Origin of the sequence: Phaeobacter sp. B1627 (assembly GCF_006265095.1) — a bacterium.
Taxonomy (GTDB): domain Bacteria; phylum Pseudomonadota; class Alphaproteobacteria; order Rhodobacterales; family Rhodobacteraceae; genus Epibacterium.
The window spans coordinates 1-26,980 of the sequence record NZ_VCNK01000012.1 but is presented as its reverse complement, the minus strand read 5'-3'; the positions used below and the strand labels follow the sequence as shown (position 1 = coordinate 26,980).

Here is a 26,980-nt window from a genome sequence, read left to right as displayed (position 1 = left end):
GGAGATCGCCCCCATGCGGATCACCAAGAGAACCAATATCGCTGTCCGGCTGCTGATGTATTGCGCGGTGAATTCCGGACGGCTTGTCACCAAGGCAGAGATCGCACAGCGCTGCAATATCTCGGAAAATCATCTCGGGCAGGTGGTGAACCAGCTCGCCCAGCTTGGGTTCCTGTCGACCCGACGCGGCCGCCACGGCGGGTTGTGCCTCGGTCGTTCGGCGCGTGAGATCTGTATCGGGGATGTGTTTCGCCAGATCGAAAGCGGTCTGCCGATGGTGGAGTGTTTTGCCGATGTGGACAACACCTGCCCGCTTGTCGCCGCCTGCCGTCTGCGTCACGCGCTCGCCGATGCCTGCGCGGCATTCTATGGGGCGCTCGATGGGGTGACGCTCGACGACCTGACCTGCGACAATATCGATCTGCACCGCATTCTCGGGCCGGTCTCCTGTCCCGGCCCGCCACCGTCCCCGGCAGTGGCGGCACCGGCAGAGACCGGAAGGTCAGCGGTCGTTGCGGGGGCCTAGTCCCGGCTGCGCAGCACCTGCGCCGGACGCGCCGCCAGCGGGCGCAGGGCATAGGCCAGACCTGCAATCAGGGTCACGAGGATGCCGCCGCCGATCACTGCGAAGGCGTTGGACCAGATCACCGCGTAGCTGGTTTCGAACACGTAGCGGCTCACGGACCATGCGGCCAGGATCCCCGCCAGTAGTGCCACGCTGCCGGCTGCGGCACCAAGCAGCGCCGAGCGCAGGGCAAAGCTGCGCAGGATCTGACCGCGCGGCGCCCCGAGTGTTTTCAGCAGAGCCGCCTCGTAGCGCCGCGCCGGTTCAGCCGCCGCCGCGGTGCCCAGCAGGACCAGGAACCCGGTAAACAACGTGGCCGCCGCACCATAGGCGGTCGCCGTCGCCAGTTGACCGAGGATTTCCGACACCCGGTCGATGGCATCCCGGACCCGGATCGCGGTGACGTTGGGCATGGCGCGGGCAACATCGCGCAGGATTGCCGCTTCGGCCTCCGGTTGGGCATAGACGCTGGCGATATAGCTGTGCGGCGCGCCCCGCAGCGCGGCCTCGTTCATGGTCAGGATGAAGCCCATACCGGCGTTGGAGAAATCGACCTCGCGAAAGCTGGTGATGGTGCCGGTGATGTCGCGACCCAGCACGTTGAGTGTCATGCTGTCGCCGAGGTTCAGCCCCATTTCTGCGGCTTCTTCGGCGGCAAAGGAGATCTGCGGCGCGCCGCTATAGTCGTCGGGCCACCATTGCCCGGCGGTGAGTGTGGTGCTGGCAGGTTTCGCGGCTGCGTAGGTCACGCCCCGGTCGCCCCGGATGACCCAATGCTCGCCTGCGACCTCTTTCGCCGGACGGTCATTAATACGTGTGATGACGCCGCGCAGCATCGGGGCTCTGTCGACCTTGCTGACGGCGGGGTCGCCTTCGACGCGGTCCAGGAACGCGGGGACTTGATCGCGCTGGATATCGACAAAGAAATAGGACGGCGCCACGTCCGGAAGGTTCCCCGCTATGGCGCGGCGCATGTTGCCGTCGATCTGACCGATCGCGGCCAGCACGGTGAGGCCGAGCCCCAGCGCCAGGACCGCCGGCATCGCGCCTTCCCGGGTGGCCCCGATCGACGCAAGCGCCCAGCGCAGGGCCGGGCGGCCTCGCGCGGCGCGATTGCCCCGCCGGGCGAGCCAGCCGATGCCGGCCCCGGCGGCCAGCAGCACCAGCAGGGCGCCGATCAGGCCTCCTGCCGTCCACAGGGCCAGGCCCGGCGCGCCGCTGAAGACTGCCGCCGCGCCGACCAACACCGCCAGCGTCATGGCCGTGGCAACGATGTAGCGCGGCGCGGGCCATTGCAGACCGCCGCCCTGCGCATCCCGATAGAGCGCGGCGGCGCGGATACGCTCGGCCCGGGCCAAGGGCCACAGGGTGAACAACACCGCAGTCAATACCCCATAGAGCGCGGCCTCCGACAGGGCGCCGGGGTAGACTGAGAACACCGCCGGAAAGGGCAATTGCGCCGCAATCAACGGGCCGAGCAGCACCGGTCCCAGCCCGCCGAGGATCAATCCGAGGGCGATGCCACATGCGGATAGAACACCGATCTGCAAAAAATAGGTCAGAAAGATCACCCGCCGCTCCGCGCCCAGGGTGCGCAGGGTCGCGATGGTTTCTGTCTTGGTGGCGAGGTAGGCCCGGACGGCGGTCGAGACGCCGACTCCCCCCACCGCAAGACCCGATAGTCCGACCAGCACCAGAAACGCGCCGAGACGTTCGACGAAACGGGCAATGCCCGGCGCGCCGTTGCGGGCATCCCGCCACCGCATGCCGTTGTCGGAAAACAAGGCCCGCGCCTCTTGTTCGAGCGCCTTCAGATCGACCTCTGCAGGCAAGCTGAGGCGGTATTTGGTCGAATAGAGTGTCCCCGGCGCCAAAAGGCCGGACTGCGCCAGCGCCTCGGTGCGGACCAAAGTACGCGGTCCGATGGAAAAACCGGAGCCTGCTGCATCCGGCTCCCAGGCGAGGATGCCGCTCAGGCTGAAATCCTGGGTGCCGAGGCGGAAAAGATCGCCCTCGACCAGCCCCAACCGGTCGGCCAGCACCCGCTCCATCACGGCGCCGGGCACGTCGCCGGAGCCGGTCAGCGCCTCGTGCAGGGGGCGCCCCGAGGTCAGCCGGACGTCGCCGCGCAGGGGGTAGGCCGCGTCCACCGATTTCACCTGCGTCAGGGCGCGCTCGTCGCCGACCACGGCCATGGAACGGAATTCCACCACTTCGGAGCGGGCCTCGGACGTCGCAGCCATCCAGTCCTGTTCGGCGTCGTTCGCGGCGCGATAGGTGAAGGTCAATTCCGCATCACCTCCCAGCAGGCTCGACCCCTCACGCGCCAGGCCCGCCTCGATCGACGCCCGAATGGAGCCGATGGCCGCAATGACCCCGACCCCGAGGGCAAGACAGGCCAGGAACAGACGAAATCCGCGCAACCCGCCGCGCAGTTCGCGAAGGGTGAACCGCCAGGCCAGCTGGAGTTGCGCACGGCTGCTCATTGAGACTGCGCTCATTCGGCAGCCTCCCGGGTGTCCTCGGGTTGAATGAAACCATCCCGCAGACGGATGGTGCGATCGCAGCGTGCGGCGAGGTCCGGGGCATGGGTCACCATCACCAGCGTGGAGGCATGGCGGTCCCGCAGGTCAAACAGAAGATCCATCACCTGAGCGCCATTGGCCTGATCCAGGTTGCCTGTGGGCTCGTCCGCCAACAGGATATCGGGGCGTGACACCACCGCCCGCGCCAGCGCCACGCGCTGTTGTTCGCCGCCGGACATCTGCGCGGGCATGTGGTCGCAGCGATGACCGAGCCCGACCGCATCGAGTTCCGCCCGAGCACGCTCAAAGGCGTCGCGTTCGCCCGCCAACTCCAGCGGCGTGGCGACATTTTCCAGGGCAGTCATGGTCGGGATCAGGTGGAAGCTCTGGAACACCACGCCCATGTGGTTGCGCCGGAACCGGGCGAGCGCGTCCTCGTCCAGCCGGGTCAGATCCTCTCCCATCGCGGTCACGCGCCCGCCGGTGGCCTGTTCAAGCCCCCCCATCACCATCAGCAGGGAGGATTTCCCGGACCCGGACGGCCCGATCAGCGCCAGTGTCTCGCCCCGCCGGACGTCGAGGGAAATCTGCTGAAGAATCCTCACAGGGCCGGTATTGCCATTCAGTGACAAATGCACATCTTGAAGCGAAAGGACGGGGCGGGCATCAGTGCTCATAGGGGGCAACCTGTCTGTTTGGATCTCATTTGGATATGGAGTGTCGCAGGCTATGCGCAAGTTACTGAAGCAAATTGCAGCTACTTTGTCGGTGCTTGCGGCCTCTGCGACATTGGCCAGTGGCGGCACGATCAGGCTGGTGGCCTTCGGGGATAGTCTTGTGCAGGGGTATGGTCTTGCGCAGGCAGAGGGGCTGGTGCCCCAGCTTCAGGGCTGGTTGCGGGCGCAGGGCGCCGACGTGGAAGTGGGAAACGCCGGGGTCTCGGGCGATACCAGTGCCGGGGGGGCGGCCCGCATCGATTGGACCTTGTCCGATCAGCCCGACGGACTGATTGTGGTCTTGGGGGGGAATGACCTGCTGCGCGGGTTGCCGCCCGAGGCCCTGCGCGCCAATCTCACTCATATCATCGCAGCCGCGCAATCGGCAGGCGTCGAAGTGATGCTGGTGGGCATTGATGCGCCGCTGAACTACGGCGCGGACTACAAACAGGGGTTCGACGCCGTGTATACGGATCTGGCGCGGTCACATGATGTGCTGTTGCACCCTTCTGTCTTTGCGGGGATCGCGGAGAAGGCCGGAGAGGATCCGGCGGCGTATGGGCGTTTCATGCAGAATGACGGTATTCACCCGAACGCCTTGGGAGTGGCCGCCAACGTAGAGGCCCTGGGGCCGGTGGTGCTGCAGCTTCTGGAGCGGATCAAAGTCGCAGAGCCCGCGGCGGAGGAGGAGGGGCGCTCGGCAGCAGAAGTCGATGGCGACGCACCAAGCGCATCCAACCGATAGTGGCCGGTCGGGTCAATTCGTGGCTGGACAGGGCTGGTCAGGGCTGGATAGGGCAATTCCTGACCGGGCGGGTTAGCCGGTGACGGGTGGCTTGCCAGCCGAAGACGGCCAGTCGCAGTCGGTCGCCTGCAGAAAATAGGCGGTGAGTATCACGCTGAACGCGCTGACCACGCCGACCACGACGTATATTGCCAAACAAACCCATACGGGCAGTCCAAAAGCTGAAAGGCCTATGGCGGCAGTTATCAGGCCTGCCACAACTCCAAGTAGTACTCCTGCGAGTGCCATTTTCCTGCGATCCTCCCAAATCGGCGTCCGGGTACTGGCTTGGACATCGATTCAATTAAACTTCGAAACCGCCGACGATGCAACGTTTCTTGGGCTGACAGCGTAGCGATCAACTTCTTTAAGAAAGGTTAACGCGCGCGTTGCGGCGACCAGAAACAACGGCGGACACTGACCTCTATGCGTGTATCTGCCTGTCTTCCGCAGGATGAGGATCTGAGAGAAACGACTGGCAGAGCGCTGAAACACAAGCGACGGAGACGACCGTGAGACTGCCGCAGAGCACATATACAATGACGCACACCACAAAGGATGCGCCAAAGGCGGCACCCGCCATCAGTGCGGAAAACCCGCCGGTGAAAATCGCGAGAATAAGGGCCGCCAGAATCATAAACTGTCTCCTGCTGTCCTCTGCCGAAGAGGGGGATCATCAAGCATGGTTCACTTTTGCGGACAAATGTGGTCTGAATAAGGAGCAAACGGCGTCTGAGAACCAGGAAACCGGCACGGATTTCGCACAGTTTGACACAATTGCACCAGCGATTGCCCCTGCCGGTCGCACGCGCTATCACACCAGCCAACCAGTTTCCCTTTATGACGGAGCAACGAGAATGGCTGCCTACCAGTACGTCTACCATATGCAGGGTGTCTCCAAAGCCTATCCCGGTGGCAAGAAATGCTTTGAAAACATCCACCTGTCCTTTTTGCCTGGCGTAAAAATCGGTGTTGTCGGCGTCAACGGGTCGGGTAAATCCACCCTGATGCGGATCATGGCGGGGCTCGACAGCGACTTCACCGGCGAGGCCTGGTCCGCCGAAGGGGCCAAAGTCGGCTATCTCCCGCAGGAACCGCAGCTGGACGAAAGCCTCACCGTGCGCGAAAACGTCATGCTGGGCGTGGCGGAGAAAAAGGCCAAGGTCGACCGCTTCAACCAGATCGCCGTTGAAATGGCGGAGAATTATACAGACGAGTTGATGGAGGAGATGACTGTCCTGCAGGATGCCATCGATTCTGAAAACCTCTGGGATCTGGACAGCCAGGTCGATGTCTCGATGGAGGCGCTGCGCTGTCCGCCGGACGATGCTCCGATCAAGGACCTCTCAGGTGGTGAGCGCCGCCGGGTCGCATTGTGCAAGCTGCTGCTTGAAGCGCCAGACATGCTGCTGCTGGACGAACCGACCAACCACCTGGATGCGGAAACTATTGCCTGGCTGCAACAGCACCTGATTGACTACAAGGGCACCATCCTCTGCGTTACGCACGACCGGTATTTCCTGGATGACATCACCGGCTGGATCCTCGAACTCGACCGTGGGCGGGGCATCCCCTACGAGGGCAACTATTCCAGCTGGCTGGAACAGAAGGCCAAGCGCCTGCAGCAGGAAGCGCGCGAAGACAAGGCCAAGCAAAAGACGCTCGAGCGCGAACTGGAGTGGATGCAGCAGGGCCAGAAGGCGCGGCAAGCCAAATCGAAGGCCCGGATTTCCGCCTATAACGAGATGGCCAATACGTCCGAACGCGAGAAAGTCGGGCGCGCGCAGATCGTCATCCCCAATGGCCCGCGTCTGGGCTCCAAGGTGATCGAGGTCAACGGGCTGAAGAAGGGCTTTGGCGACACGCTTTTGATCGACGGGCTGGACTTCTCCCTGCCGCCGGGCGGGATCGTGGGGGTGATCGGCCCCAACGGTGCCGGTAAATCGACGCTGTTTCGGATGCTGACAGGGCAGGAACAGCCCGACGAGGGGACTGTTGAATACGGCGATACGGTCAAACTGTCCTATGTGGACCAGTCCCGCGACGATCTGAACGACGGCGACACCGTCTGGGAGGCGATCTCGGGCGGGGCTGAGATCATCGAACTGGGCGATGCGCAGGTCAATTCCCGCGCCTATTGCTCCTCGTTCAACTTCAAGGGCGGCGATCAGCAGAAGAAACTGTCTCTCTTGTCCGGTGGTGAGCGCAACCGGGTCCATATGGCGCGACTGCTGAAGGAAGGCGGCAACGTCCTGCTGCTCGATGAACCGACCAACGATCTGGACGTTGAAACCCTGCGTGCGCTCGAAGACGCGCTGGTGGATTTCGCAGGCTGCGCCGTGGTCATCTCGCACGACCGCTTCTTCCTCGACCGGATCTGCACCCATATTCTGGCCTTTGAGGGCGATGCCCATGCGGAGTGGTTCGAGGGGAACTTCGAGGACTATGAGGAAGACAAGAAACGCCGCCTCGGTCCCGACGCGCTGGAGCCCAAGCGTTTGAAGCACAAAAAATTCGTACGCTAAGCGGCCCGTTCTGCAAGCGCGCGACAGACCCGGCAGGATTTCGGCCGGGTCTGTTTTTTTTACCGGTCGTGAAGGTTCCTGATAGACTGTGAGACCAAGTGCGGCGCATGTGTGTCGTACTGATCCAGTCGGAATAAACCGAAATCTGTGTACCCATTTTCCGGAGTTGATTTGACGTCATGAAATATACTCAGTTTTTAAGCGCCGCCGTGGTCTCCGCGGTCTTCGCCACCTCTGCAATCGCCGAAATTTCGGTGCAACTCGGCGGCGGCTGGAACGGCAAAAAGGTTCCCAGCGGGCAGCAATGCCACCTGTTCGGCGGCAAAGGCTCGACCCCACCGATGAAAGTCTCGCAACTGCCGGATGGGACGGCTTGGGTCTACGTCGAATATAACGATCAGGACTATCGCCCGTTGTCCAAAAACGGCGGGCACGGGGTGATTGGCTATCCTGTCAAGGGCTCCACCGCTGATCTGTATCCGGTTCCGGGAATCGTCAAGAAACTGCCCGGACAGGCGCGGGTGATTTCCGCGTCACGCGGGACAGGCGAGTATAAAAGCAACGGGTATATGCCGCCATGTTCGGGCGGGAACGGGCACCGGTATTTCGCCATCGTCAAGGCGATTTCGGCAAGCGGCAAGGTGCTGGAACAGACCCGGGTAAATATCGGCCGCTACTGAACTTCACCACGCGATCCGCCGTGCGGATTGATTTCCCGGACGGGCGCAACGCATCCGTCGTTGCCATCCCATGGCAAATATGGTCATCGTCCTGCCGATGAGAAACGCGTACCCTTTTTTGCGGCCGGGCATGACCGTGGGCCTGCTGGGCGGATCCTTTGATCCGCCCCATCAGGGGCATGTTCAGATTAGCCGCGCCGCGCTGAAACGGTTTGGCCTCGATCAGCTCTGGTGGCTGGTCACCCCCGGCAATCCGCTGAAGGAAAACCCGCCCGCCTCGATGGCGCGGCGGCTGGAGGCGGCGGCCCGGATCATGGACCATCCCCGGGTGCGGATCTCTGACATCGAGGCGCAGCTGGGGACGAGGTATACGGCCCAGACCCTTCGACATTTGCGCCATGCCTATCCGCATGTGCGATTCGTCTGGTTGATGGGCGCCGATAATCTGGCCCATTTCCACCACTGGAAGGACTGGCGCGATATCCTCAACACGGTGCCGGTCGGCGTCTTGGCCCGCCCGGGCGAGCGGATCTCGGCGCGGTTGTCCCCTGCGGCGCGGGCCTATGGGGGCTACCGGATCTCCGCCGGTGAGAGCCAGCGCCTGGCGCGCGCGCCCGCGCCTGCGTGGTGTTTCTTGAATGTGCCGATGGTGAATGCATCGTCGACCGAGATCCGCAATCGCGGGGATTGGGACGGCTGATTGCGCGAATTGCGTGTGGTTTGCCCCGGCAGATAATTTTTTTGTCCCATTGCGCGCAAAGCATTTGCCGAATTGAAGGGAATTTGATTCAAAATGGGCAACATGATTTCACGCCGCGCTTTTATCTCCTCTGCTCTTGCTGTGCTTGGCTCCGGTCCTGCATTGGCCGATGCTCCTGCATATACGCCGCGTCCGAAAATGCGCGGCCTCAATCCGCTCAGCCCCGGAGGCGACGGGCTCAAAGCGGTCCTGCAGGCTGCCGACCTCACGGGGGAGGTGGTCTGTGCGGTGGCGGATGCCGGAACCGGCCAGCTGCTGGAGGAGGCGCAAGGCGACAGGGCGCTGCCGCCGGCCAGCGTGGCCAAGGTGCTGACGGCGCTCTATGCACTGAACACCCTGGGCGAAGGCTACCGGTTCCGCACCCGCCTGATCGGAACCGGGCCGCTGCGCAATGGGGTTCTGAATGGCGATCTTGTGCTGGCCGGAGGCGGCGACCCCACACTCAGTACCGATGGGCTGGCAGAGCTTGCGTCCCGGCTGAAGGCGGCGGGCCTGCGCGAGGTCAAGGGGCGGTTTCTGGTCTGGGACGGGGCGTTGCCTTCCGTGACCTCCATTGACCCCGACCAACCTGATCATGTGGGCTATAGCCCGGCGGTCTCCGGGATCGCGCTGAATTTCAACCGGGTGCATTTCGAATGGAAGCGCGCAGGCAGCAGCTGGGCCGTGACGATGGATGCGCGCACGAAGAAATATCGCCCCGATGTGTTTACCTCGAAAATGGCCGTCGTGCGCCGGGATGTGCCCGTCTACACCTATCAGGACAAATCCGGTGTCGACCACTGGACGGTCGCGAGCGGCGCATTGGGCAATGGCGGTGCACGCTGGTTGCCGGTTCGAAATCCCGCACTTTATGCGGGCGATGTGTTTCAGACGCTGGCCCGGTCCCATGGCATCGCGCTGCCGAATCCGAAACCGATCGGCCGTCTTCCGGCCGGGACCGAACTGGCAGAGTATCAGAGCGCGCCTTTGCCCGTGCTCCTGAAGGGGATGCTGAAATATTCCAACAATCTGATGGCGGAAATGATCGGGATGACCGCCAGCGTGCAGCGCGGGGGGCGGCCATCGTCGCTGCAACAGTCGGCGCTCCGCATGTCCGGCTGGGCCGCCCAGACCTACGGCATGGAGCAAACGCGCCTGGTAGACCATTCCGGCCTCGGCGAGGAATCGCGCCTGACCGCGAATGATCTGGTGCGGGCGCTGGTGGTGGCCAGGAAAGACGGCGCGCTGAAGCCTCTTTTGAAACAGATATACCTGCAGGACACCAAGGGGCGACCGATCAAGACGCATCCGGTCAAGATCGCGGCCAAGACCGGGACCCTGAATTTCGTGTCCGGTCTGGGCGGCTTTGTCACTGCGGCTGATGGCACTGAACTGGCTTTTGCCATCTTTTCCGCCGATATGAGGGCCCGGGCCGGGATTCGCCGGGCCGAGCGGGAACGCCCGCCGGGTGCCCGCAGATGGAACAGCCGCGCCAAACGTCTGCAGCAATCGCTGCTGCGGCGCTGGGGCCAAGTATACGGCAGCTGACCGCTCCTGCCAGATCTCGCCAGGCACCGACAGATCTCGCCAGATCTCGCCAGACCTCGGCGGGCGCCGATTCCGCGGCCAAACGTCACCCAATAAGACCAGTTTGCCCCCTGCGAGGCAAAATGCGGTTCTGGATAAGCCCAGAATCCAGTTTCCGTGGGGCCAGTGGGGTCGTGACAGTTGTCAGGTGGGGTCCGGATCGCGACGATTTGGCAAGGTCGGCAAAAATAACCTAAAATGGAACGACCTGAGAAAAACAAGCGATTGATCGCGACACCGGTTCAACACGGAGGAACCCCCATGTCTTTCAAGACCACACTCTGCGCAACGTCTGCTGCACTGGCCCTCATGACGGGCACTGCGGCTGTGGCCGAAGACCTCACAGTTGGCTATTTCCTCGAATGGCCCATGCCGTTCCAATATGCCAAGGCAATGGAAACCTATGAAGAGGCGATGGGCGTCGACATCAACTGGGTGGCCTTTGATACCGGCACCGCGATGTCCGCTGCCATGGCCTCGGGCGATGTGCAGATTTCGGTGAGCCAGGGTCTGCCGCCCTTCGTCGTCGCAGCTTCGGCCGGTCAGGATCTGGTGATCGCTGATATCGCGGTCAGCTATTCCGAGAACGACAACTGTGTTGTCGCCGAAACGCTGGAAATTGATGCCTCCTCCGCCAAGGAGCTGGAGGGCAAACGCGTCGGCGTGCCGATCGGGACCGCGGCGCATTTCGGATTCCTCAAACAGATGGCGCATTTCGACGTCGATATCTCGACGATGGAAATCGTTGACATGGCGCCGCCTGAGGGGGCCGCAGCCTTTGCACAGGGCTCGCTCGACATGGTCTGCGGATGGGGTGGTGCGCTGCGCCGCATGAAGGAGCACGGCAACGTCTTGATGAATGGCGCCGAGAAGGAAGCCGCGGGCATCCTCGTCTTTGACGTAATTTCAGCTCCCTCCGCCTTTGCCGCCGAAGAGGGCGAGATGCTGTCGCAGTTCCTGAAGATCACAGCCGAGGCCAACGCGATGTGGAACGCGGGCACGGACAAGGCGAAGATGATCGAAGTCATCGCCAAGGATGCAGGGATGGAAATCGCCGATACCGAAGCAACCATGGCGACCTTCTCCTTCCCCTCCACCGAGGAGGCCCTGAGCGAAAAATGGCTCGGCGGTGGCGTGCAGGACTTCATGGTCGGTGTCGCGGGCGTCTTCGCCACTGCGGGATCCATCCCGCAGGCGTTGGACAGCTATGACGCATCGGTTGACGCAAGCTACCTGTCCGCTGTGGCGGACTGATCTGCAAATTCGGGTCCGTGGGGTGGCGCTCGTGCTGAGCGCCACCCCCTCCGTTCATTCCTCAAAAAGAGCAGGAGCTGCCCATGGATGGCCTCCATATCGACCGCCTGTCGATGCGATTTGACTTGCCCAATGGCTCGCACATCCAGGCGCTGCAAGATGTTTCAATTGAAATCGGCAAAGGTGAAATAATGTCTGTCCTCGGCCCGTCCGGCTGCGGCAAGACCACGCTTTTGAACATATGCGCCGGGTTTCTGGCCCCAACGGACGGGGCGGTGCACATGAATGGCCATGTGGTCAAGGGACCGGCGCCGGAGCGCGGCATGGTGTTCCAGAAAGGAGCCCTGTTCGAATGGATGAGCGTGCGCGACAACGTCGAGTTCGGCCCCCGCATGAAGGGCATGCCGGTGGCGCAGCGGCGCGAAATCAGCGAGCAGTTGCTGGATACGGTCGGTCTGCAGGATTTCGGCGAAAAGGCGGTCTATGAACTGTCCGGCGGCATGCAGCAACGCGTGGCCCTGGCCCGCTGTCTCGCCAATGACCCGGATGTGATCTTGATGGATGAACCGCTCGGCGCGCTCGATGCGCTGACGCGGGAAAAGATGCAGGCGCTGGTGCTCAAACTCTGGAAAGAGAGCGGCAAGACCGTGATCCTGATCACCCACTCCGTCGAGGAGGCTCTGCTGCTCGGCGAGCGGCTCCTGGTCATGGCACCACGCCCGGGACGCATTCACAAGGAATACAGGCTGCCCTTTGCGGAACAGGGCGTGAATATGGATCTGCGCGAGGTCAAGAAACTCGACGGTTTCGCCCAGACCCGGGATGAAATCCTGTCGATGATCTGGGAGATGGAAGAGGAAATCATGGGCCGGACGGAGTCGGCAGCATGACGGGGCTCCTCATCCTTCTGGCCTATGTGGCCCTGTTCACCATCGCCTATTTCATCGTCGATGCGATCCAGCAAAGGCGCCGGACGGGCGTGAATTTCACCAGCCTGAAGACAGTCACTTTCGGCGACGAAAGCGCGATCACACCGAACCGCGCCGCCTCGGTCATCTCCATTCTGGTGATTTTCCTGATCTGGGGCGCCTTTACCGGGTCAAGGCTGGTGCCTGTTCATGTGCCGGGGCCGTTCCGGGGCGACACCAGCTTTACCTATACCGCGACGGCACCTGGGGGCGAAACAGCGCAGGCCCGGGTCCATGTGCGCGTGCATGCCTTCGGCGAAAGCGCGGACGCACCCGAGACCGGAGCTTCGGAAGGCTTCGCTCAGGATGACGCCGAAAAGGTCGCAGCCTGGCGCTCGGTTCTGATCAAGGCGGCCGGGAATGATGGCGATGATGTCACGGTCACGGCCGTCGAAGGTCAGCCCATTGCCCCGGGCGAGACGGTCAGGGTGCCCGATGGTACGGTCACCATGTCCCGCCGCGGCGCGTTGAATTTCGAACCCGACAAGGGCTTTCAGATGGAGCCGATCTGGATGCCGAGCCCCGAGGCCGTGGTGGCACGTTTTGTCGAAATCGCGTCAGAAGGCTATCAGAACTTCACCCTGTGGGAGCATCTGGGCTGGTCGCTGCTGCGCGTCCTGGCCGGGTTTGTGTTCGGATCTCTGATCGGCATTCCCCTGGGCTACGCCATGGGGCTCAGCTCCTGGGTGCGGGGCTGGTTCGACCCGATCGTCGAATTCATGCGCCCGGTGCCGCCGCTGGCCCTGATCCCGCTGGTGATCATCTGGTTTGGCATCTGGGAGACGGGCAAGATCGTGCTGCTGTTCCTCGCCGCCCTGTGGATCATGACCATCGCGGCGCGGGCAGGGGTCTCGGGCGTCAATATCTCCAAGGTCCACGCGGCCTATTCGCTTGGCGCCTCGAAGGCGCAGATCCTGCGGCACGTGATCGTGCCGAACTCGCTGCCGGAGATCTTCACCGGTGCGCGTGTGGCGATGGGGGTGTGCTGGGGCACGGTGGTCGCGGCTGAACTTGTCGCCGCCCAGAAGGGCGCAGGCATGATGATCATCGCGGCCTCCAAATTCCAGCTCACGGATATCGTTATCATGGGGATCATACTGATCGGGGTGATCGGCTACGGCATCGATATTCTGATGCGCAAGGCCGAAGATATTCTGGTCCCCTGGAAAGGCCGCAGCTAGGCCCCCTCCCGGACCTTCGGATCAAACAAAGGGCGACCCGCTGCGGCCGCCCTTTCATCTTTGTCAAAATACCTCGGAGCGCGAGGCAGAGCCTCGCATAGGGGGAGCACAAGGCAGAACCTCGTATAGGGGGAGCGCGAGACACAGCCACCCATCCCATCCGTGGCAACGAAGGAGGCGGCGGCGCCACCTGCCCATACGCCTGGCAAACACCTGCGCCAGGCTGGGGTATGCTTCAGACCATATGCCGAGCGCGCGACCCGCGTTCGATGGCGGCCGCATGCAGCCGTTCCACATTCAGTTCGTAGCGGATTTCTTCCAGAAGGCGCAGCTCATTGTCGTTGAGCGAGCCGTCGGCCGCTGCCACATCACAGGCCAGCGCATAGCAGGTCTCGTGCAGGCGCACCGGCAGAATGTCCCTGACCAGACCAAAGAGCGCATCCAGCCCGTCCTCCTGTTCAAAAAGATCAAACACCGTCCGCGACACCGCCGCGATCCGGTCGGCGTCATAATCGGCAAAGACCGGCAGCATGTTGACGGCATTCTGGATCTTGACCAGTTCGGCAGTGCGCATGTCTTCGTCGGAGGCCGACACGGCCACCATCACGGCCACCAGGCAGTCCTGCGGCGTCAGCAGGGGGAGGGTCTCTTCTGTCATATGTCCGGCGTCCTTTGTGCCCGAGGGGTCATGTGTTCACGCTGCAGGATAGGCCCCGCAGTGGCCCCATTCAACGAAGAAGCGCGGTAAAAACCAGTTTTGCGCCGGTTCCCGCTGTGCGGTCCGTGTTGACTCATGCTGCGTCGGCACAATACAGGGGAGCGTCGGTTTGCATGCTGCTGCCGATGATCCCGAAAAAGACGCTGACTGGAGAACATCATGTCTGATCTGCGCGAAGAAGCTCTGAAGAGCAAAGCCTGGCCGTTTGAAGAGGCACGTCGTGTTCTCAAACGTTACGCCAAGGGCGCGCCGGAGAAGGGCTACGTGCTGTTCGAGACCGGCTACGGCCCCTCCGGTCTGCCCCATATCGGCACCTTCGGCGAGGTGGCCCGCACCACGATGATCAGGACCGCCTTCGAGGTTATCTCCGACATCCCGACCAAACTCATCTGTTTCTCGGATGATCTCGACGGCATGCGCAAGATCCCCGGCAATGTCCCCAATGCGGGCAGCCTCGCAGATCACCTGCAAAAGCCCCTGACCAGCGTGCCGGATCCCTTTGGCGAGTTCGAGAGCTTCGGTCACCATAACAACGCGATGCTGCGCCGGTTCCTTGATACCTTCGGGTTCGAATATGAATTCTATTCCTCGACAGAGTTCTACCGCTCCGGTCAGTTTGACGAGGTGCTGAAACGCTGCGTCGAACGCTACGACGCGATCATGGAGATCATGCTGAAAAGCCTGCGCGAGGAACGTCGCCAGACCTATTCGATCTTCCTGCCGATCCATCCCGAAACCGGCCGTGTTCTCTATGTTCCGATGAAAAAGGTCGATGTGGAGACCTATTCGGTCACCTTCGATGACGAAGATGGCCGCGAATGGACGCTGCCGGTCACCGGTGGCAACGTCAAACTGCAGTGGAAACCGGATTTTGGTGCCCGCTGGGCCGCGCTTGAGGTGGATTTCGAGATGTACGGCAAGGACCATTCCACCAATACGCCGATCTACGACGGTATCTGCCGGGCCCTGGGTCAGCGCGCGCCGGAGCATTTCACCTATGAGCTGTTCCTCGACGAGAACGGCCAGAAGATCTCGAAAACCTCCGGCAACGGTGTCTCGATCGACGAGTGGCTGACCTATGCCTCCGCCGAGAGCCTGTCCTATTTCATGTATCAAAAGCCCAAAACCGCCAAGCGGATGCATTTTGACGTGATCCCGAAGGCGGTCGATGAATACCACCAGCAGCTGCGGGCCTATCACGGGCAGGATCTGAAGGGGCAGCTCAACAATCCGGTCTGGCACATCCACGGCGGCGAGGTGCCGCAATCGGACATGGTTGTGTCCTTCTCCATGCTGTTGAACCTCGCATCGGCCTCCAGCGCCGAGGACAAGGACACCATGTGGGGCTTCATCAACAAATATGCCCCCGAAGCGACGGCTGCGACCCATCCCGGCATGGATCAGGCGGCGGGTTTTGCCGTGCGCTATTTCCAGGATTTCGTCAAACCGGCAAAGGTCTATCGCCTGCCCAGCGATCAGGAACGGGCGGCGCTTGCCGATCTGGCGGTGGCTTTGTCCGCGCCGGAGGCCGCGCTGGACGCGATCACGAAGAAAAACCAGATGGTCGGAAACGACGATCCGCTGCCCACGGCAGATTTCACCGATGAGGAGTTCCTGCAATCCGTCGTTTTTGCCATTGGCAAGGTGCATGGTTTTGAGCCGCTTCGGGGCTGGTTCTCGGCGATCTATGAGGTGCTGCTGGGGGCCAGCCAGGGGCCGCGTTTCGGAGGGTTCATCCAGCTCTATGGGGTCGAGGAAACGGTCGCGCTGATTGAGGCTGCGCTGGCGGGGGAGTTGCTGGCCCCCCCGGCCTGAGACCAAAGCCTTCTGTGTTTGAAACCGATAGAACGGGCGCCCGTAACGGCGCCCGTTTCCACGTCTGACAGCTTATTTTCAGAAACTTCTGCCGGGACTCACTTCTTTTTGGCCGCTGAGGTGTTTATCTTTTGAACCAAGGATATTTTGGAGGACTTTATTATGATGCCAGCGGCGCGACTGACGGATATGCATGTCTGCCCCATGGTGACGCCCGGCGTCCCCCCCATTCCCCATGTTGGCGGCCCTGTGTCCGGCCCCTGCGTCCCGACCGTGCTGACCTGTGGCATGCCGCAGGCGGTGCTGGGCGATATGGCCGTCTGTGTCGGCCCTCCCGATACGCTGGCGAAAGGGTCCGCCACCGTGATGGTTGGCGGGAAACCTGCGGTGCGCATTGTCATGGACACCTGCGCCCATGGCGGCATGGTGGTTGTCGGCGCGCCGACCGTCATCATCGGCGGCTGAGCGGGCACCCTATGGTTTGCTTTTGCAAAGACCTTGATCTGGCCTCGGCGCTGCCCTCCGCGCAGCGGGACAGCCTGCGTGTGGACGCCCCGCCACCGCAGCTTGCCAATATGCTCAAGCTGATGAAACTGAATGCAAATCTCAGCGCGCGGGCCGACCTCAACCTGGCGGAGCTGCTGCCGGTCGATCAGAACTGGCTGACGGCCAATATTGCGGCGCAGGCCCCGAACGGGACGTTGCCGTCGGTGTTGCCTCCGCGCGGCGGACCGGTACTGTCGCTGGCGATGCGCCTTGCGGTGCCAGCGGCGCTCTTCCCGCTCGACGATCTTGCGGCCCTGAAGGACGAGCTGACCCAGGCCATCCTCAGCCTCGAAGAACACGTGATGGCGCAAACCCACTCGATTTCGCAAATGCCGTCACCCAGCTTCCGCAATCTCGCGCTCGGCGCCCATATGACACTCGCGCTGCGCACGCAGGGGCTCTGTCCGTTCGAGGTCATGGAGATGGAGCTGGGCGAGGCGATGACCATGGGCGACGCCGGCACCAGCATGGCCCGGCAGGATGCGACGCTGCAATTTTCCCGGCGCCTGCCCGGCATGCGGCTGCCGGCCTTTGGCCTGCCGTTGCCTCAATTGGCGCTGGCAACCCAATTGGCCGATCTGGCCTCTACCACTGCGGCCCTGAACAAGCCGCCGCTGACGCCCGAATTCATCGATCAGCTGAAACGCCAGTTCGCGGCCCTGCAGAATTTTCCCGTGCCGCGGATGAAAACCCCGCTGGCGCTGTTGATGGCCATGGCCGCTGAAATGGCGGATCTGGACGCGATCCATGAGGCCTTTGGCGAGGACGCGCTGACCCCCTCCGGCCAGTCCCGGATCAACGCCATGTTCACCCATTGGGCGAAAAAGCGCATCCCGCTGCCGTTGCCCGCCGCCGACCTGCAGAGCCAGTTCGAGCTGCTGCCGGAGCTTCAGGATGTGATCGATGGGGGGCAGACGGCCAATATGGCGGGGCCCGCCCTGATGTCATCAATGTCGGCGCAGATGCCGCCGCCGCCGATCACGCCCTTCCTCGAGGTGATCGCAGCATTGGGATCAGTGATGACGAAACTGATGGGGCAAAAGCCCTTTGGCGCATGTTCAGCCTGCGAAATGGCCTTCTGATCGATCAGAGTGCGAGGGAAGCGGCACCCGACGGGCGGTGGCGGCGTTCTGCGCGTTCTGGCCGGGGAAAGAGCCGTGTTTTCCGCTGCGCCGTTGCGCAGGCAGCGCACGCCCTGCTGAGCCGGACTTAAATCCGGACCGATATATCCTTTCCTGATCCCGGCGTGCTGGAACAGGAAAGGGTACTTCTCATGAACAAGGTCATTACCGACGGACTGCAATTGATGCCACCTGCATTTGGGGATGGGCTGGATGTCTGGTCCAGCGGCGATGGGGTGCCCGGCTCTGATACCTATGACGGGGCCGCCAATGCCGCGCTGGTCGCCGGGGACGCGGATTTTGGCGGCTGTCTGGAGATGCAGAAAACCGACAGCACCCAGCGCCTGCGATTCATGGGGGAAACACCGATTTTGCCGGGCTGCTACCTGCGGGTCACTGCGCGGGTCAAGGCGATGAGCGGGGCACTGCCCACGGTGCGCATCGCGGGCTGGGCAGGCGCCAGCAACGACAGCCACGTCTCTGGCGTGATTGAGGCCGGGCCCGGAGTCACCCTGTCGTCCTATGGCGAGGTGGTCGAGGTGCAGGCCATTGTCGGCACCGGCAGTCGCAATGGGGTCGATATGCCCTGGGGGCGCGACGCGGCCTACGGGCATCTGGGCCTCAACCTGACCGGACCGAACGGCGGTGTGGTCCGCATCGACGACATCATCATCGAAGACATCACCCAGGTGTTTTTGCGCGACATGCTGAGCATCGTCGATGTGGTCGATTTCGGTGCCATCGGTGACGGCACCACCGATTGTCACGCGGCCTTCGAGGCAGCGGATGACGCGGCCGACGGGCGGCGCATTCTGGTGCCCGAGGGGGTGTTTCGGATCAACAGCACCCTGTCCCTGAACCATGACGTGGTGTTTGAAGGGACGCTGACGATGCCGGATGCGGCCATGCTGCTTCTCACCAAGAGCTATTCCTATCCGACCTATGCCGCGGCCTTCGGAACTGAGGAACTGGCCTTCAAGAAGGCGTTTCAGGCGCTTTTGAACAGTGTCGATCACGAGAGCCTGGATCTGGGCGGGCGCCATATTTCGGTGTCAGAGCCCATCGACATGCAGGCGGCGGTGCCGAACCGCACCAGCTATGCCACCCGGCGTTACATCCGCAATGGCCAGTTCTCCGCGCAGGCCGGCTCGGCCTGGGATCATGACGTGGTCACGTCGCAGGCGACCTACAGCAGTTCCGACAACAGAAAGCTCACCAATGTTGCCAATATCTCAGCGATTGAGGTCGGGTCGCTGGTCGAGGGGACCGGGGTCGGGCGCGAGGTCTACGTCAACGCCAAGAATGTCGGTGCCAATGAGCTGACGCTCAGCCAGCCGCTGTTCGATGCGGAAGGCACCCAGAGCTTCAGCTTCACCCAATTCAAATACATGCTGGATTTTTCCGGCTTCTCTGCACTGAAGAAATTCGGCATCTCCGGGGTGGATTTTCAGTGCAACGGTGCCGCAAGCGGCCTGCGGTTGGCGCCGGCAGGCACGGTGTTTGCACTGCACGATTGCCATGTCACCAGACCGAAGGCGCGCGGCATTACCTCGATCGGGACCGGCTGTCAGGGGATGTTGGTGGACAATTGCCAGTTCCTGTCGAACGAGGATGCGGAGGACGTGTCGGACCGGACCAGCATCGCACTCAACGTCAATTCCAACGATGTAAAACTACGCCACAACCGGGCCACCCGCTTTCTGCACTGGGCGGTCATGGCCGGGTCCAACCATACCATCACCGGAAACCATTTTTTCCAGGGAGACAGTGTCGCGGGGGGCGTCCGGACCGCGGGGATCGTGGTGACGGATACCTATGCCTCGCATACGATTTCCGAGAACTACATCGACAATTGTTCGATCGAATGGACCAATGAATATGACGCCACTCCCGATTTCTCCACCGGGTTTTCGTTTTCCGCCATGTCGATCACCGACAATGTCTTCCTCAGCGGGGATGTGGCGAGCTGGTTCAGCTACATTGTGATCAAACCCTTTGGCACCGGGCATTTTCTGAACGGCGTCTCGGTCACAGGGAACAAATTCCGCTCGATCAACGGCACCATCGACCGGGCTGAACGGGTGGACACCAGTTTTGCCAATCTGGACTTTACCCGCACCAAGGATGTGTTCTTTGACGGCAATACGTTTCACAACGTCAACACCCACTCCCGCAACCCGCTTCGGGTGGACCGCGACCTCGCCAGTGTGGCCAGCACCTGGACAGTGGCGACAGATGGCAGGTTGCCGTTCAATGGCCACAGCCGTGGCGTCGACGGCGTGGTGATCGAAGGCGCGTTGCGCAATTCCGGGGGGGCTGTGGTCTACCCCTCTCACTATGTGCGCACCAATGAGGGCAGCAATCGCAACGAGGTCGATCTCGTCTGGCCGGAAGCCGTGCGCGGGGCAGTGCGGGTCCTTGTCCGTATGGACCGGTGAGCGTCGGGACGGCAGCAAGGGCACAGGCCGCAAGGGGCAGTCGGCATCTCGGGTCGAGGGGATGAGGCACAGGTGGCCGCGCAGGTTCAGCGCGGCCACCTGTCGGCGGTGCGGGCCGGTTCTGGTGCTGTCAGAACCTGTGCCACAATTCCATGCGCAGGCCATATCGCGCATCGCCAAAGGACCGTATCTCCAGCCCGGTGACCAGTTCCCGCTGCGGGGTCAGCCGAAACCGCAGGCCGGGCAGCAGCTTCCACAGCAGGTCTCCGCCCCGGGGTTGGTACAGTTCCACCTGCAGCAGCGGTGCCGGGCCCGAGGGGGCATTCAACCCCAGCGTGCCGTCCAGTTTCCAGGCTTGGGTCAGCCCTGCGTTCTGCCATTCAGCAGAGAGGTCAAAGGCGGCCCAGCCATCGCGCCCGGCGATGCGCAGCCCACGGCCTGCGGAGAGGGTGACCCGCTGCATCGCCGACCACTGCGCCGCCGGGCTGGTGTCACGGTTGGCACCGACAGCGACTTCGAGGGCGAGGCGCCAGCCGGTGTCATGTTGGCGCAGGGGCAGCCGGGCAAAGATCAGGGCATGGGCGGATCGGCTGCCGCTGTCCTCCGCTTGATTGATGTCGAGGCCGAGGGTCAGCCGCGGGCCGATACCATAGCTGCCATAGGTGCTGAGCTCCTGACCGGAGGGACGCAGGCGAAAGCCTGACGACAGGAAACCCGCACCTTCCTGTTCCATCCAGGCGCCGGCCATCGCGGGCCTGACGCCAATCAGCAATACGATGCAGATGAGAAGAAACTGGGCCACGGGTTTCGGCAACCGCTGACCTCCCGATGCCCTGCTGGTTTTCTCCTTGGTAATTCAGAACAGCATCGACTTTCAAGCGGGACCGGATACTCTCTGGATCAGGATGAGAAGGAGGATCTGATGCCGACAATTACTCAATCCAGCGATGTGCAGACCGTCATAACCACATTCGAGGTGACTCCGGGCACCTGTCAGGATCTGATGGATGCACTGCAAGAGGCGTATGCCGGCTTTATTTCGCGGCAACCGGGCTTTGTGGCGGCGGGGCTGCATGTGAACGACGCGCAGACCCGGATTGCGAATTATTCGCAATGGCAGCGTCGAGAGGATTTCATGGTGATGCTGCGAACAGACGAAATGCGACGCCGCAATCGGGAGCTGAACGCGCTGTGCCGCAGTTTCGAACCGGTCATGTATGATGTCGTGGCGACCTACAGCTAGGCTCTGACAGTCAGACCCTCAGAAGGCGGTCAGGAGCGGGCCGCGTCGACCACGCCGGTGTTCCGCACTTGGCTGCAGTGTCCCTGCGGGCCTCAGTTCGGCCCCTGCCATGGCTCATATCCTGGCCTATGCGGTGACCGTTGCGCAGGGGTCCGGCGTCGCGTCGGCCCCGGACGCCGCCGGGTCTCATCCGTGGCGAGGGGCTGGAACAAGGTCTGACACAAGGTCTGACACAAGGTCTGACACACGGGCGGGCACAAGGGCTGAGGCGAAGCGGATCGCGGCTTGGGGCAGAGACAGAAGAGCCGAGCGCAACAGTACCTTGTTGGACTGAATAACTGCGGCAATTTGTTGAAAGTGTTTCTTCTTTTTGTTGTCCGGGGTGCGCAGCAATATGGTTGTGGCTTCTTCCATCGCGGCAATCGTCGCCTCTTTGATCAGCGGAACCGCTGCCGGTTTCACCGCGCGGTGCTGCACAAAGATATTCTCGCGCAGATTGGGCTGGGCCGGGTCCAGGTTGGCCTCCACTGCGGCCCCGATCCGTTTCTCGATCAACTCCAGTGCCTGGGCGATCGGGGCATAGTCCCGGCTGCCGTTCAGGGCCTGCGCCCCGGTGCGATAGCTGCGGCGGTAGCAATCATAGCGGTAGATCTTTGGCGCGGCCTGACACTGGCGAAAGTCGGTTTTCAGCTGATCCACGATAGATTGGGTGGTGCCGTCGTTCAGCTGCACATTCCAGCCGCTGCGGCCACTGAAGCCGCGGTCAGCCATGGCCAGGGTGGAACTCAGAAGCAGCGCAAGCGTCGTGGCAAGGGCCAAACGGGTCATGACGGAATCCTCGGTGATCTGCGTGTCACGGGACCGGACGAGCGGTCGCGGGGCACTATTCGGGGAATTGAAGGCGGCACTGGGCGGCGGCCTCTGCGGCGCGATTTTGGGCGCCGGGCAGAGCGTCCTGCAGCCCGCGCAGCTTCCTGCGTTCTTCGGCGACATCAATGGGGACGGGGGTTTCAATGGTTCGATAGATCGTTTCAGGACAAGGGTAGTAACCGACGACCTTGCCATCATGAATCCGACGGCACCGGTAGAAGACCGTTTCCGGCAGGGTCTGGCGATGGATGGCATAGCCGCGCGCGATATTGCCTTCGGTTTCCTTGATTTCGGACACCAGCCGGGTCTGCTCTCCGGCGCCCTGGCGGATGCAGCGTTCCTGTGGTGTGGCACAGGCCGCAAGAAGGGCCAGCGCGGGAAGGAGGGGCAGGATGAAGCGGGACATGTGCGGCGTCCTTTGGGTCAGGGCTACAGAAATTGCGGATATAGGAATAACACGTCAAAATCCCATGTTATTCGATATCAGCGGCGTTTGCCTATAGGGTGGGGCGACCCCTGTCGTCTGAAACCGCAGGGCCTTCGGCCGGGCCGCCCCTTTTCCGCTTGCGTTCCCGCCGCCCTATCGCCCGCGCCGTTTGACATTGCCGCCGCGTTGTCCGGCGCGTCCGGCGGTGGAGCGGCCCCGCGACTTTGTTGCCTGTTCGGCTGCCGCCTCGACCGCTGATTGCCGGGCCAGCGGGTCGTCGGAGATTGCGAGATCCACCGCCTCCAGCCGTTTGACTTCATCGCGCAACCGGGCCGCTTCCTCAAACTCGAGGTTCTCTGCGGCCTTGCGCATCTCGTCCCGAAGCCCCGCCAGATGGGCCTCCAGATTGGCACCATGCATGGGTTTGTCGATCGTGGCCGTCACGCGCGACATGTCGGTGTCGCCCTGATAGAGGCCCGCCAGCACATCATCGACGTTCTTGCGCACGGTTGCGGGGGTGATGCCGTGTTCCTCGTTGTAGGCGATCTGTTTTTCCCGCCGGCGGTTGGTCTCGCCAATGGCGCGCTCCATCGACCCTGTGACCTTGTCCGCATACATGATGACCCGGCCATCGGCATTCCGCGCGGCGCGGCCGATGGTCTGGATCAGCGATGTTTCCGACCGCAGAAAGCCCTCTTTGTCGGCATCAAGAATGGCAACGAGGCCGCATTCCGGAATATCGAGCCCCTCGCGCAGCAGGTTGATCCCGACCAGCACGTCAAACGCCCCCAGCCGCAGATCTCGCAGGATCTCGATCCGCTCCAGCGTGTCGATGTCGCTGTGCATGTAGCGGATCTTGATCCCCTGTTCATGCAGGTATTCGGTCAGATCCTCCGCCATCCTCTTGGTCAGGACGGTGGCCAGAGTGCGGTAGCCCTGGGCGGTCACGCGGCGGATTTCGTCCAGCAGATCATCCACTTGCATCTCGACCGGTCGGATCTCGACCTGCGGGTCCAGCAGGCCGGTGGGGCGGATCACCTGTTCCGCGAACACACCGCCGGCCTGTTCCAGCTCCCAGGCCGAGGGGGTGGCGGAAACAAACACCGATTGCGGCCGCATGGCGTCCCATTCCTCGAACTTCAGCGGGCGGTTGTCCATGCAGGAGGGCAGGCGGAAGCCATGTTCCGCCAGCGTCATCTTGCGCCTGTGGTCACCCCGGTACATGCCGCCGATCTGCGGCACCGAAACATGGCTTTCATCGGCAAAGACGATGGCATTGTCGGGAATGAATTCGAACAGGGTCGGGGGCGGCTCGCCGGGGGCGCGGCCGGTCAGATAGCGTGAGTAATTCTCGATCCCGTTGCAATGACCCGTGGCCTCCAGCATTTCGATGTCGAAATTGGTTCGTTGCTCCAGCCGCTGCGCTTCCAGCAGCTTGCCCTCGCCGACCAGCTGGTCCAGCCGCAGGCGCAGCTCGGCCTTGATCGAGATCACCGCCTGGTTGAGCGTCGGTTTCGGCGTCACGTAGTGGGAATTCGCATAGATGCGGATTTTCTCAAAGCTGCCGGTGCGTTCGCCGGTCAACGGATCGAACTCGGTGATCGCCTCCAGTTCCTCGCCAAAGAAAGACAGCTTCCAGGCGCGGTCTTCAAGGTGCGCGGGAAAGACCTCCAGCGTGTCGCCACGAACCCGGAAGGACCCACGTTGAAACGCCTGATCATTGCGTTTGTATTGCTGTGCCACCAGGTCGGCCATGATCTGGCGCTGGTCGTAGTCCTGCCCGACCAGCAGATCCTGGGTCATCGCGGAATAGGTTTCCACGCTCCCGATGCCATAGATACAGGAGACCGAGGCAATGATGATGACGTCATCACGTTCCAGCAGGGACCGGGTCGCCGAGTGGCGCATGCGGTCGATCTGCTCGTTGATCTGGCTTTCCTTCTCGATATAGGTGTCGGATCGCGGCACATAGGCCTCGGGCTGGTAGTAATCGTAGAAAGACACGAAATACTCGACCGAGTTTTCGGGGAAGAAACCTTTGAATTCGCCATAAAGCTGCGCCGCCAGCGTCTTGTTCGGGGCGAGGATGATCGCAGGGCGCTGGGTTTCTTCGATGATCTTGGCCATGGTGAATGTCTTGCCGGTCCCCGTGGCGCCCAGCAGAACCTGATCGCGCTCGCCGTCCTTCACCCCCTGAGCGAGTTCCGCAATCGCTTTGGGCTGGTCCCCGGCCGGGGAGAATTCTGTTTGCATGACAAAGCGTTTGCCGCCTTCGAGCTTTGCACGTCGCTCTGGCGGCCGCTCCGCCATCATCGGCAGGGACTTGTCTGAATTGGCATATGGCATCTGCGACTCCTTGTCGGCACGCACAGAGAGTTTGGTCCGTTTTTGTTCTACTTCAAGGGGCCTGTCAAACTTTGCGGCCGGGCAGGGGCGGGTTGCAGGGCTGCAACCTCTGTCGGATGCGTGATATTTGCGATCTTGCCGATAGCGCCCATCCGGCGCATATAGGACGTCAGGAATCTACTTGAGGAGACAGCCATGCGCGCGCGGATTTACCGGCCAGCACGAAACGCCATGACCTCTGGCATGGCCAAGACGAAAAAATGGGTGCTGGATTTCGCACCTGAATCTGCCCGTGAAGTGGACCCCCTGATGGGCTGGACCTCTTCCTCTGACACGCAGAGCCAGGTTCGTCTGCGTTTCGACAGCAAGGAAGAGGCGCTGGAATACGCCCGCGATCACGGGATTGACGCCGAGGTGCAGGATCCCAAGACCCGCAAACCCAACCTGCGCGCAGGCGGTTACGGCGAGAATTTCGCCACCAATCGCCGAGGCCCCTGGACGCATTAATCCTGTGTAAATCGGGATCAAGTTGCGGCCGAATAGGCCACATGATCCGGCCGAGGTCTATTTTGAAGGGCGTGGATGTACCCGCTTTCAGTCGGCTTCGCGGTTATTGCTTTCGGCATCTGGTCCAGTGAGACGCTTCGACTGACCATCGACTCTCGCATGGACTGGCTTGGGCAGTGCGCATGTTGCTCCTGTTGAAGCCACTGAACTGAGAGGCCGATCGCTTCAGCGAGGCATCAGAGAGATGCAGATGAATGCGCATACGGCAGCGTAAGTCTGCGCAAGGGGTGTCAGGGGCGAAACGTACCGCCTGGTGTCCCTGGGCTGCTCTCTGAAAGACGGTGATAGAGGCGCTGGCGCTGATGCTCCGGCGCCTTTCGCGTATGGAGAGGATCCGGCGGAGGGCCGTTGTGCCCTCCCTGTATGAGCCTGAGCATGGCACAGTGGGGATGGCTTGGGTGGTGAGACCCTGGACACGAGGTCGCTTAGAAGCGGTGGGAACTCCGATGAAGACCATTAAGCCGACGCAAGCTGTCGCTGCGATCCTAGCCCGATATCAGCGTCGGAGAAATTGTCAGGTGCCCGTCACGGCAACAGATGTCTACGCCGACACCCTTGCTCGCGTCTGTGGAGACGACGTTGACCTCGAACCGGTCGAACGGGGCCTCATCCGCCTCAAGCGCCAGATGGTGATTTCCGGCCGAAGACTGGTCACGCTTCTTGCTCGCCATCTGCGCGAGATCAGACCTGAGTGACTCCTCCCGAGGCCTTCCTGGGGTACTGGGCTCAACACCAGATACGAATACACGAAGCGTCATCGCTCTTGGGAGCGCATGGTTTGCTTCAAGGGGCCATAGTCACCGCTCACGCCCGGCGCTGCAAGATGATCTGCCCTGGCTCGAACGGCGAAAAGATGTCGTTCGCTTCGCGTGCGAACGCACCCGTATCAGGACGTGGAAGCTGACATTCCCAGGGGGTCACGCCGCCAAGCCCGGCACGACCCGCATAGAGGGCGGGGAGTCGACATTCGCTGCGTAGTAGATGAGCGTCAGCTGTACGCAATCTGCGTCCGCTGCCAAGTTGCACCACCGAACCTAACCCAAGTTGTGAGGCCGTACTGAGCATCGCGGGGATCTGACCACCTTGGTGCGACCTGAGCAACGCAGCGGATGCTCACTTCCATCCAAATCGCTTTAATGGTGCGGAGGCCTCGAAGCGTCGGCATTATCTCCTTGCGAGACGCAAGCAAATGAAGAAAACTCGCTTCCATTTAGTCCTCAAGTTGCTACCGTCGGGATGAATTAGAGAGGCGGCGCTATATGTACCTTAAGAAGATTGTCATACGAAACTTTCGACGTTTGAAAGACGTCAAGATAGATTTCGAAGGAAACGAAACCGTCTTTGGGTAATCCCCCCTAAAAATAG

Annotated in this window: 24 protein-coding genes; 16 read left to right on the top strand and 8 right to left on the bottom strand. The window is 62.1% G+C overall.

Going from position 1 to position 26,980, the window contains the following annotated elements:
- Positions 1–13 precede the first annotated feature (13 nt).
- The gene (locus FGE21_RS07130; RefSeq protein ID WP_139662608.1) at positions 14–526 is read left to right on the top strand and encodes an Rrf2 family transcriptional regulator; all 513 of its coding nucleotides are present in this window, start codon (positions 14–16) and stop codon (positions 524–526) included.
- On the opposite strand, the gene FGE21_RS07125 is transcribed toward FGE21_RS07130, so the two are convergent.
- Entirely contained in the window at positions 523–3,066 is a 2,544-nt protein-coding gene (locus FGE21_RS07125) for an ABC transporter permease (RefSeq protein WP_255731412.1), read from the bottom strand. The genes FGE21_RS07130 and FGE21_RS07125 overlap by 4 nt on opposite strands.
- Positions 3,063–3,767 carry an ABC transporter ATP-binding protein gene (locus FGE21_RS07120; protein ID WP_139662607.1) on the bottom strand — a complete coding sequence of 235 codons (705 nt, stop codon included), beginning with the start codon at positions 3,765–3,767 and terminating at the stop codon, positions 3,063–3,065. The genes FGE21_RS07125 and FGE21_RS07120 overlap by 4 nt, the downstream gene beginning before the upstream one ends.
- Before the next feature lie 52 nt (positions 3,768–3,819).
- Between FGE21_RS07120 and FGE21_RS07115 the strand changes: the two genes are divergently transcribed.
- The gene (locus FGE21_RS07115; RefSeq protein ID WP_139662606.1) at positions 3,820–4,551 is read left to right on the top strand and encodes an arylesterase; all 732 of its coding nucleotides are present in this window, start codon (positions 3,820–3,822) and stop codon (positions 4,549–4,551) included.
- Between the two features lie 463 nt (positions 4,552–5,014).
- Here the strand turns inward: FGE21_RS07115 and FGE21_RS07105 are convergent, their stop codons facing one another.
- Positions 5,015–5,227 carry a hypothetical protein gene (locus FGE21_RS07105; RefSeq protein WP_139662604.1) on the bottom strand — a complete coding sequence of 71 codons (213 nt, stop codon included), beginning with the start codon at positions 5,225–5,227 and terminating at the stop codon, positions 5,015–5,017.
- A gap of 220 nt (positions 5,228–5,447) precedes the next feature.
- On the opposite strand from FGE21_RS07105, the gene ettA reads away from it, so the two are divergent.
- The 7 genes from ettA to FGE21_RS07070 all read left to right on the top strand — a co-directional run bounded on the left by ettA (position 5,448) and on the right by FGE21_RS07070 (position 13,524).
- Positions 5,448–7,115, top strand: coding sequence for an energy-dependent translational throttle protein EttA (gene ettA, locus FGE21_RS07100; RefSeq protein ID WP_139662603.1), 1,668 nt, complete (start codon positions 5,448–5,450; stop codon positions 7,113–7,115).
- Positions 7,116–7,294: 179 nt separating this feature from the next.
- On the top strand, positions 7,295–7,795 hold the full coding sequence (locus FGE21_RS07095; RefSeq protein WP_139662602.1) for a hypothetical protein: 501 nt from the start codon (positions 7,295–7,297) through the stop codon (positions 7,793–7,795).
- Positions 7,796–7,892: 97 nt separating this feature from the next.
- Complete coding sequence (locus FGE21_RS07090; protein WP_139662601.1) at positions 7,893–8,495, top strand: nicotinate-nucleotide adenylyltransferase; 603 nt, start codon at positions 7,893–7,895, stop codon at positions 8,493–8,495.
- Positions 8,496–8,597: 102 nt separating this feature from the next.
- On the top strand, positions 8,598–10,082 hold the full coding sequence (gene dacB / locus FGE21_RS07085; protein ID WP_139662665.1) for a D-alanyl-D-alanine carboxypeptidase/D-alanyl-D-alanine-endopeptidase: 1,485 nt from the start codon (positions 8,598–8,600) through the stop codon (positions 10,080–10,082).
- A gap of 300 nt (positions 10,083–10,382) precedes the next feature.
- On the top strand, positions 10,383–11,375 hold the full coding sequence (locus FGE21_RS07080; RefSeq protein ID WP_139662600.1) for an ABC transporter substrate-binding protein: 993 nt from the start codon (positions 10,383–10,385) through the stop codon (positions 11,373–11,375).
- A gap of 83 nt (positions 11,376–11,458) precedes the next feature.
- The gene (locus tag FGE21_RS07075; RefSeq protein WP_139662599.1) at positions 11,459–12,265 is read left to right on the top strand and encodes an ABC transporter ATP-binding protein; all 807 of its coding nucleotides are present in this window, start codon (positions 11,459–11,461) and stop codon (positions 12,263–12,265) included.
- The gene (locus FGE21_RS07070; protein WP_139662598.1) at positions 12,262–13,524 is read left to right on the top strand and encodes an ABC transporter permease; all 1,263 of its coding nucleotides are present in this window, start codon (positions 12,262–12,264) and stop codon (positions 13,522–13,524) included. The genes FGE21_RS07075 and FGE21_RS07070 overlap by 4 nt, the downstream gene beginning before the upstream one ends.
- Before the next feature lie 235 nt (positions 13,525–13,759).
- Here the strand turns inward: FGE21_RS07070 and FGE21_RS07065 are convergent, their stop codons facing one another.
- A complete protein-coding gene (locus tag FGE21_RS07065) occupies positions 13,760–14,182 on the bottom strand; it encodes a tellurite resistance TerB family protein (RefSeq protein ID WP_139662597.1) in 423 nt (140 codons plus the stop codon).
- A gap of 219 nt (positions 14,183–14,401) precedes the next feature.
- On the opposite strand from FGE21_RS07065, the gene FGE21_RS07060 reads away from it, so the two are divergent.
- The 4 genes from FGE21_RS07060 (at position 14,402) to FGE21_RS07045 (ending at position 20,162) form a co-directional block, all read left to right on the top strand.
- Positions 14,402–16,057, top strand: coding sequence for a lysine--tRNA ligase (locus tag FGE21_RS07060; protein WP_139662596.1), 1,656 nt, complete (start codon positions 14,402–14,404; stop codon positions 16,055–16,057).
- A gap of 162 nt (positions 16,058–16,219) precedes the next feature.
- Complete coding sequence (locus FGE21_RS07055) at positions 16,220–16,522, top strand: PAAR domain-containing protein (RefSeq protein ID WP_139662595.1); 303 nt, start codon at positions 16,220–16,222, stop codon at positions 16,520–16,522.
- Between the two features lie 11 nt (positions 16,523–16,533).
- Entirely contained in the window at positions 16,534–17,685 is a 1,152-nt protein-coding gene (locus FGE21_RS07050) for a hypothetical protein (protein WP_139662594.1), read from the top strand.
- 191 nt (positions 17,686–17,876) lie between these two features.
- The gene (locus FGE21_RS07045; RefSeq protein WP_139662593.1) at positions 17,877–20,162 is read left to right on the top strand and encodes a glycosyl hydrolase family 28-related protein; all 2,286 of its coding nucleotides are present in this window, start codon (positions 17,877–17,879) and stop codon (positions 20,160–20,162) included.
- A gap of 130 nt (positions 20,163–20,292) precedes the next feature.
- On the opposite strand, the gene FGE21_RS07040 is transcribed toward FGE21_RS07045, so the two are convergent.
- On the bottom strand, positions 20,293–20,976 hold the full coding sequence (locus FGE21_RS07040; RefSeq protein WP_255731410.1) for a hypothetical protein: 684 nt from the start codon (positions 20,974–20,976) through the stop codon (positions 20,293–20,295).
- Positions 20,977–21,084: 108 nt separating this feature from the next.
- Here FGE21_RS07040 and FGE21_RS07035 point away from each other — a divergent pair, with 108 nt between their 5' ends.
- Positions 21,085–21,405 carry an antibiotic biosynthesis monooxygenase gene (locus FGE21_RS07035; protein WP_139662592.1) on the top strand — a complete coding sequence of 107 codons (321 nt, stop codon included), beginning with the start codon at positions 21,085–21,087 and terminating at the stop codon, positions 21,403–21,405.
- Positions 21,406–21,591: 186 nt separating this feature from the next.
- On the opposite strand, the gene FGE21_RS07030 is transcribed toward FGE21_RS07035, so the two are convergent.
- The 3 genes from FGE21_RS07030 to uvrB form a co-directional block, all read right to left on the bottom strand.
- Positions 21,592–22,233: a hypothetical protein gene (locus FGE21_RS07030; RefSeq protein WP_139662591.1), complete on the bottom strand. Its 642-nt coding sequence runs from the start codon at positions 22,231–22,233 to the stop codon at positions 21,592–21,594.
- A 55-nt stretch (positions 22,234–22,288) separates the two neighbouring features.
- Positions 22,289–22,681 (bottom strand): hypothetical protein, encoded by a 393-nt coding sequence (locus FGE21_RS07025; protein ID WP_139662590.1) that lies wholly within the window; start codon positions 22,679–22,681, stop codon positions 22,289–22,291.
- Between the two features lie 174 nt (positions 22,682–22,855).
- Complete coding sequence (gene uvrB / locus FGE21_RS07020; protein ID WP_139662589.1) at positions 22,856–25,048, bottom strand: excinuclease ABC subunit UvrB; 2,193 nt, start codon at positions 25,046–25,048, stop codon at positions 22,856–22,858.
- A 195-nt stretch (positions 25,049–25,243) separates the two neighbouring features.
- On the opposite strand from uvrB, the gene FGE21_RS07015 reads away from it, so the two are divergent.
- Positions 25,244–25,555, top strand: a complete 312-nt coding sequence (locus tag FGE21_RS07015) for an ETC complex I subunit (protein WP_139662588.1) — start codon at positions 25,244–25,246, stop codon at positions 25,553–25,555.
- Between the two features lie 506 nt (positions 25,556–26,061).
- Positions 26,062–26,310, top strand: a complete 249-nt coding sequence (locus FGE21_RS20035) for a hypothetical protein (RefSeq protein WP_176695379.1) — start codon at positions 26,062–26,064, stop codon at positions 26,308–26,310.
- Positions 26,311–26,980: the final 670 nt, after the last annotated feature.

Coding starts and splice junctions, on each gene's coding strand:
- FGE21_RS07130 (WP_139662608.1), top strand. CDS start 14: ATGCGGATCACCAAGAGAACCAATATCGCTGTCCGGCTGCTGATGTAT.
- FGE21_RS07125 (WP_255731412.1), bottom strand. CDS start 3,066: ATGAGCGCAGTCTCAATGAGCAGCCGTGCGCAACTCCAGCTGGCCTGG.
- FGE21_RS07120 (WP_139662607.1), bottom strand. CDS start 3,767: ATGAGCACTGATGCCCGCCCCGTCCTTTCGCTTCAAGATGTGCATTTG.
- FGE21_RS07115 (WP_139662606.1), top strand. CDS start 3,820: ATGCGCAAGTTACTGAAGCAAATTGCAGCTACTTTGTCGGTGCTTGCG.
- FGE21_RS07105 (WP_139662604.1), bottom strand. CDS start 5,227: ATGATTCTGGCGGCCCTTATTCTCGCGATTTTCACCGGCGGGTTTTCC.
- ettA (WP_139662603.1), top strand. CDS start 5,448: ATGGCTGCCTACCAGTACGTCTACCATATGCAGGGTGTCTCCAAAGCC.
- FGE21_RS07095 (WP_139662602.1), top strand. CDS start 7,295: ATGAAATATACTCAGTTTTTAAGCGCCGCCGTGGTCTCCGCGGTCTTC.
- FGE21_RS07090 (WP_139662601.1), top strand. CDS start 7,893: ATGAGAAACGCGTACCCTTTTTTGCGGCCGGGCATGACCGTGGGCCTG.
- dacB (WP_139662665.1), top strand. CDS start 8,598: ATGATTTCACGCCGCGCTTTTATCTCCTCTGCTCTTGCTGTGCTTGGC.
- FGE21_RS07080 (WP_139662600.1), top strand. CDS start 10,383: ATGTCTTTCAAGACCACACTCTGCGCAACGTCTGCTGCACTGGCCCTC.
- FGE21_RS07075 (WP_139662599.1), top strand. CDS start 11,459: ATGGATGGCCTCCATATCGACCGCCTGTCGATGCGATTTGACTTGCCC.
- FGE21_RS07070 (WP_139662598.1), top strand. CDS start 12,262: ATGACGGGGCTCCTCATCCTTCTGGCCTATGTGGCCCTGTTCACCATC.
- FGE21_RS07065 (WP_139662597.1), bottom strand. CDS start 14,182: ATGACAGAAGAGACCCTCCCCCTGCTGACGCCGCAGGACTGCCTGGTG.
- FGE21_RS07060 (WP_139662596.1), top strand. CDS start 14,402: ATGTCTGATCTGCGCGAAGAAGCTCTGAAGAGCAAAGCCTGGCCGTTT.
- FGE21_RS07055 (WP_139662595.1), top strand. CDS start 16,220: ATGATGCCAGCGGCGCGACTGACGGATATGCATGTCTGCCCCATGGTG.
- FGE21_RS07050 (WP_139662594.1), top strand. CDS start 16,534: ATGGTTTGCTTTTGCAAAGACCTTGATCTGGCCTCGGCGCTGCCCTCC.
- FGE21_RS07045 (WP_139662593.1), top strand. CDS start 17,877: ATGAACAAGGTCATTACCGACGGACTGCAATTGATGCCACCTGCATTT.
- FGE21_RS07035 (WP_139662592.1), top strand. CDS start 21,085: ATGCCGACAATTACTCAATCCAGCGATGTGCAGACCGTCATAACCACA.
- FGE21_RS07030 (WP_139662591.1), bottom strand. CDS start 22,233: ATGACCCGTTTGGCCCTTGCCACGACGCTTGCGCTGCTTCTGAGTTCC.
- FGE21_RS07025 (WP_139662590.1), bottom strand. CDS start 22,681: ATGTCCCGCTTCATCCTGCCCCTCCTTCCCGCGCTGGCCCTTCTTGCG.
- uvrB (WP_139662589.1), bottom strand. CDS start 25,048: ATGCCATATGCCAATTCAGACAAGTCCCTGCCGATGATGGCGGAGCGG.
- FGE21_RS07015 (WP_139662588.1), top strand. CDS start 25,244: ATGCGCGCGCGGATTTACCGGCCAGCACGAAACGCCATGACCTCTGGC.
- FGE21_RS20035 (WP_176695379.1), top strand. CDS start 26,062: ATGAAGACCATTAAGCCGACGCAAGCTGTCGCTGCGATCCTAGCCCGA.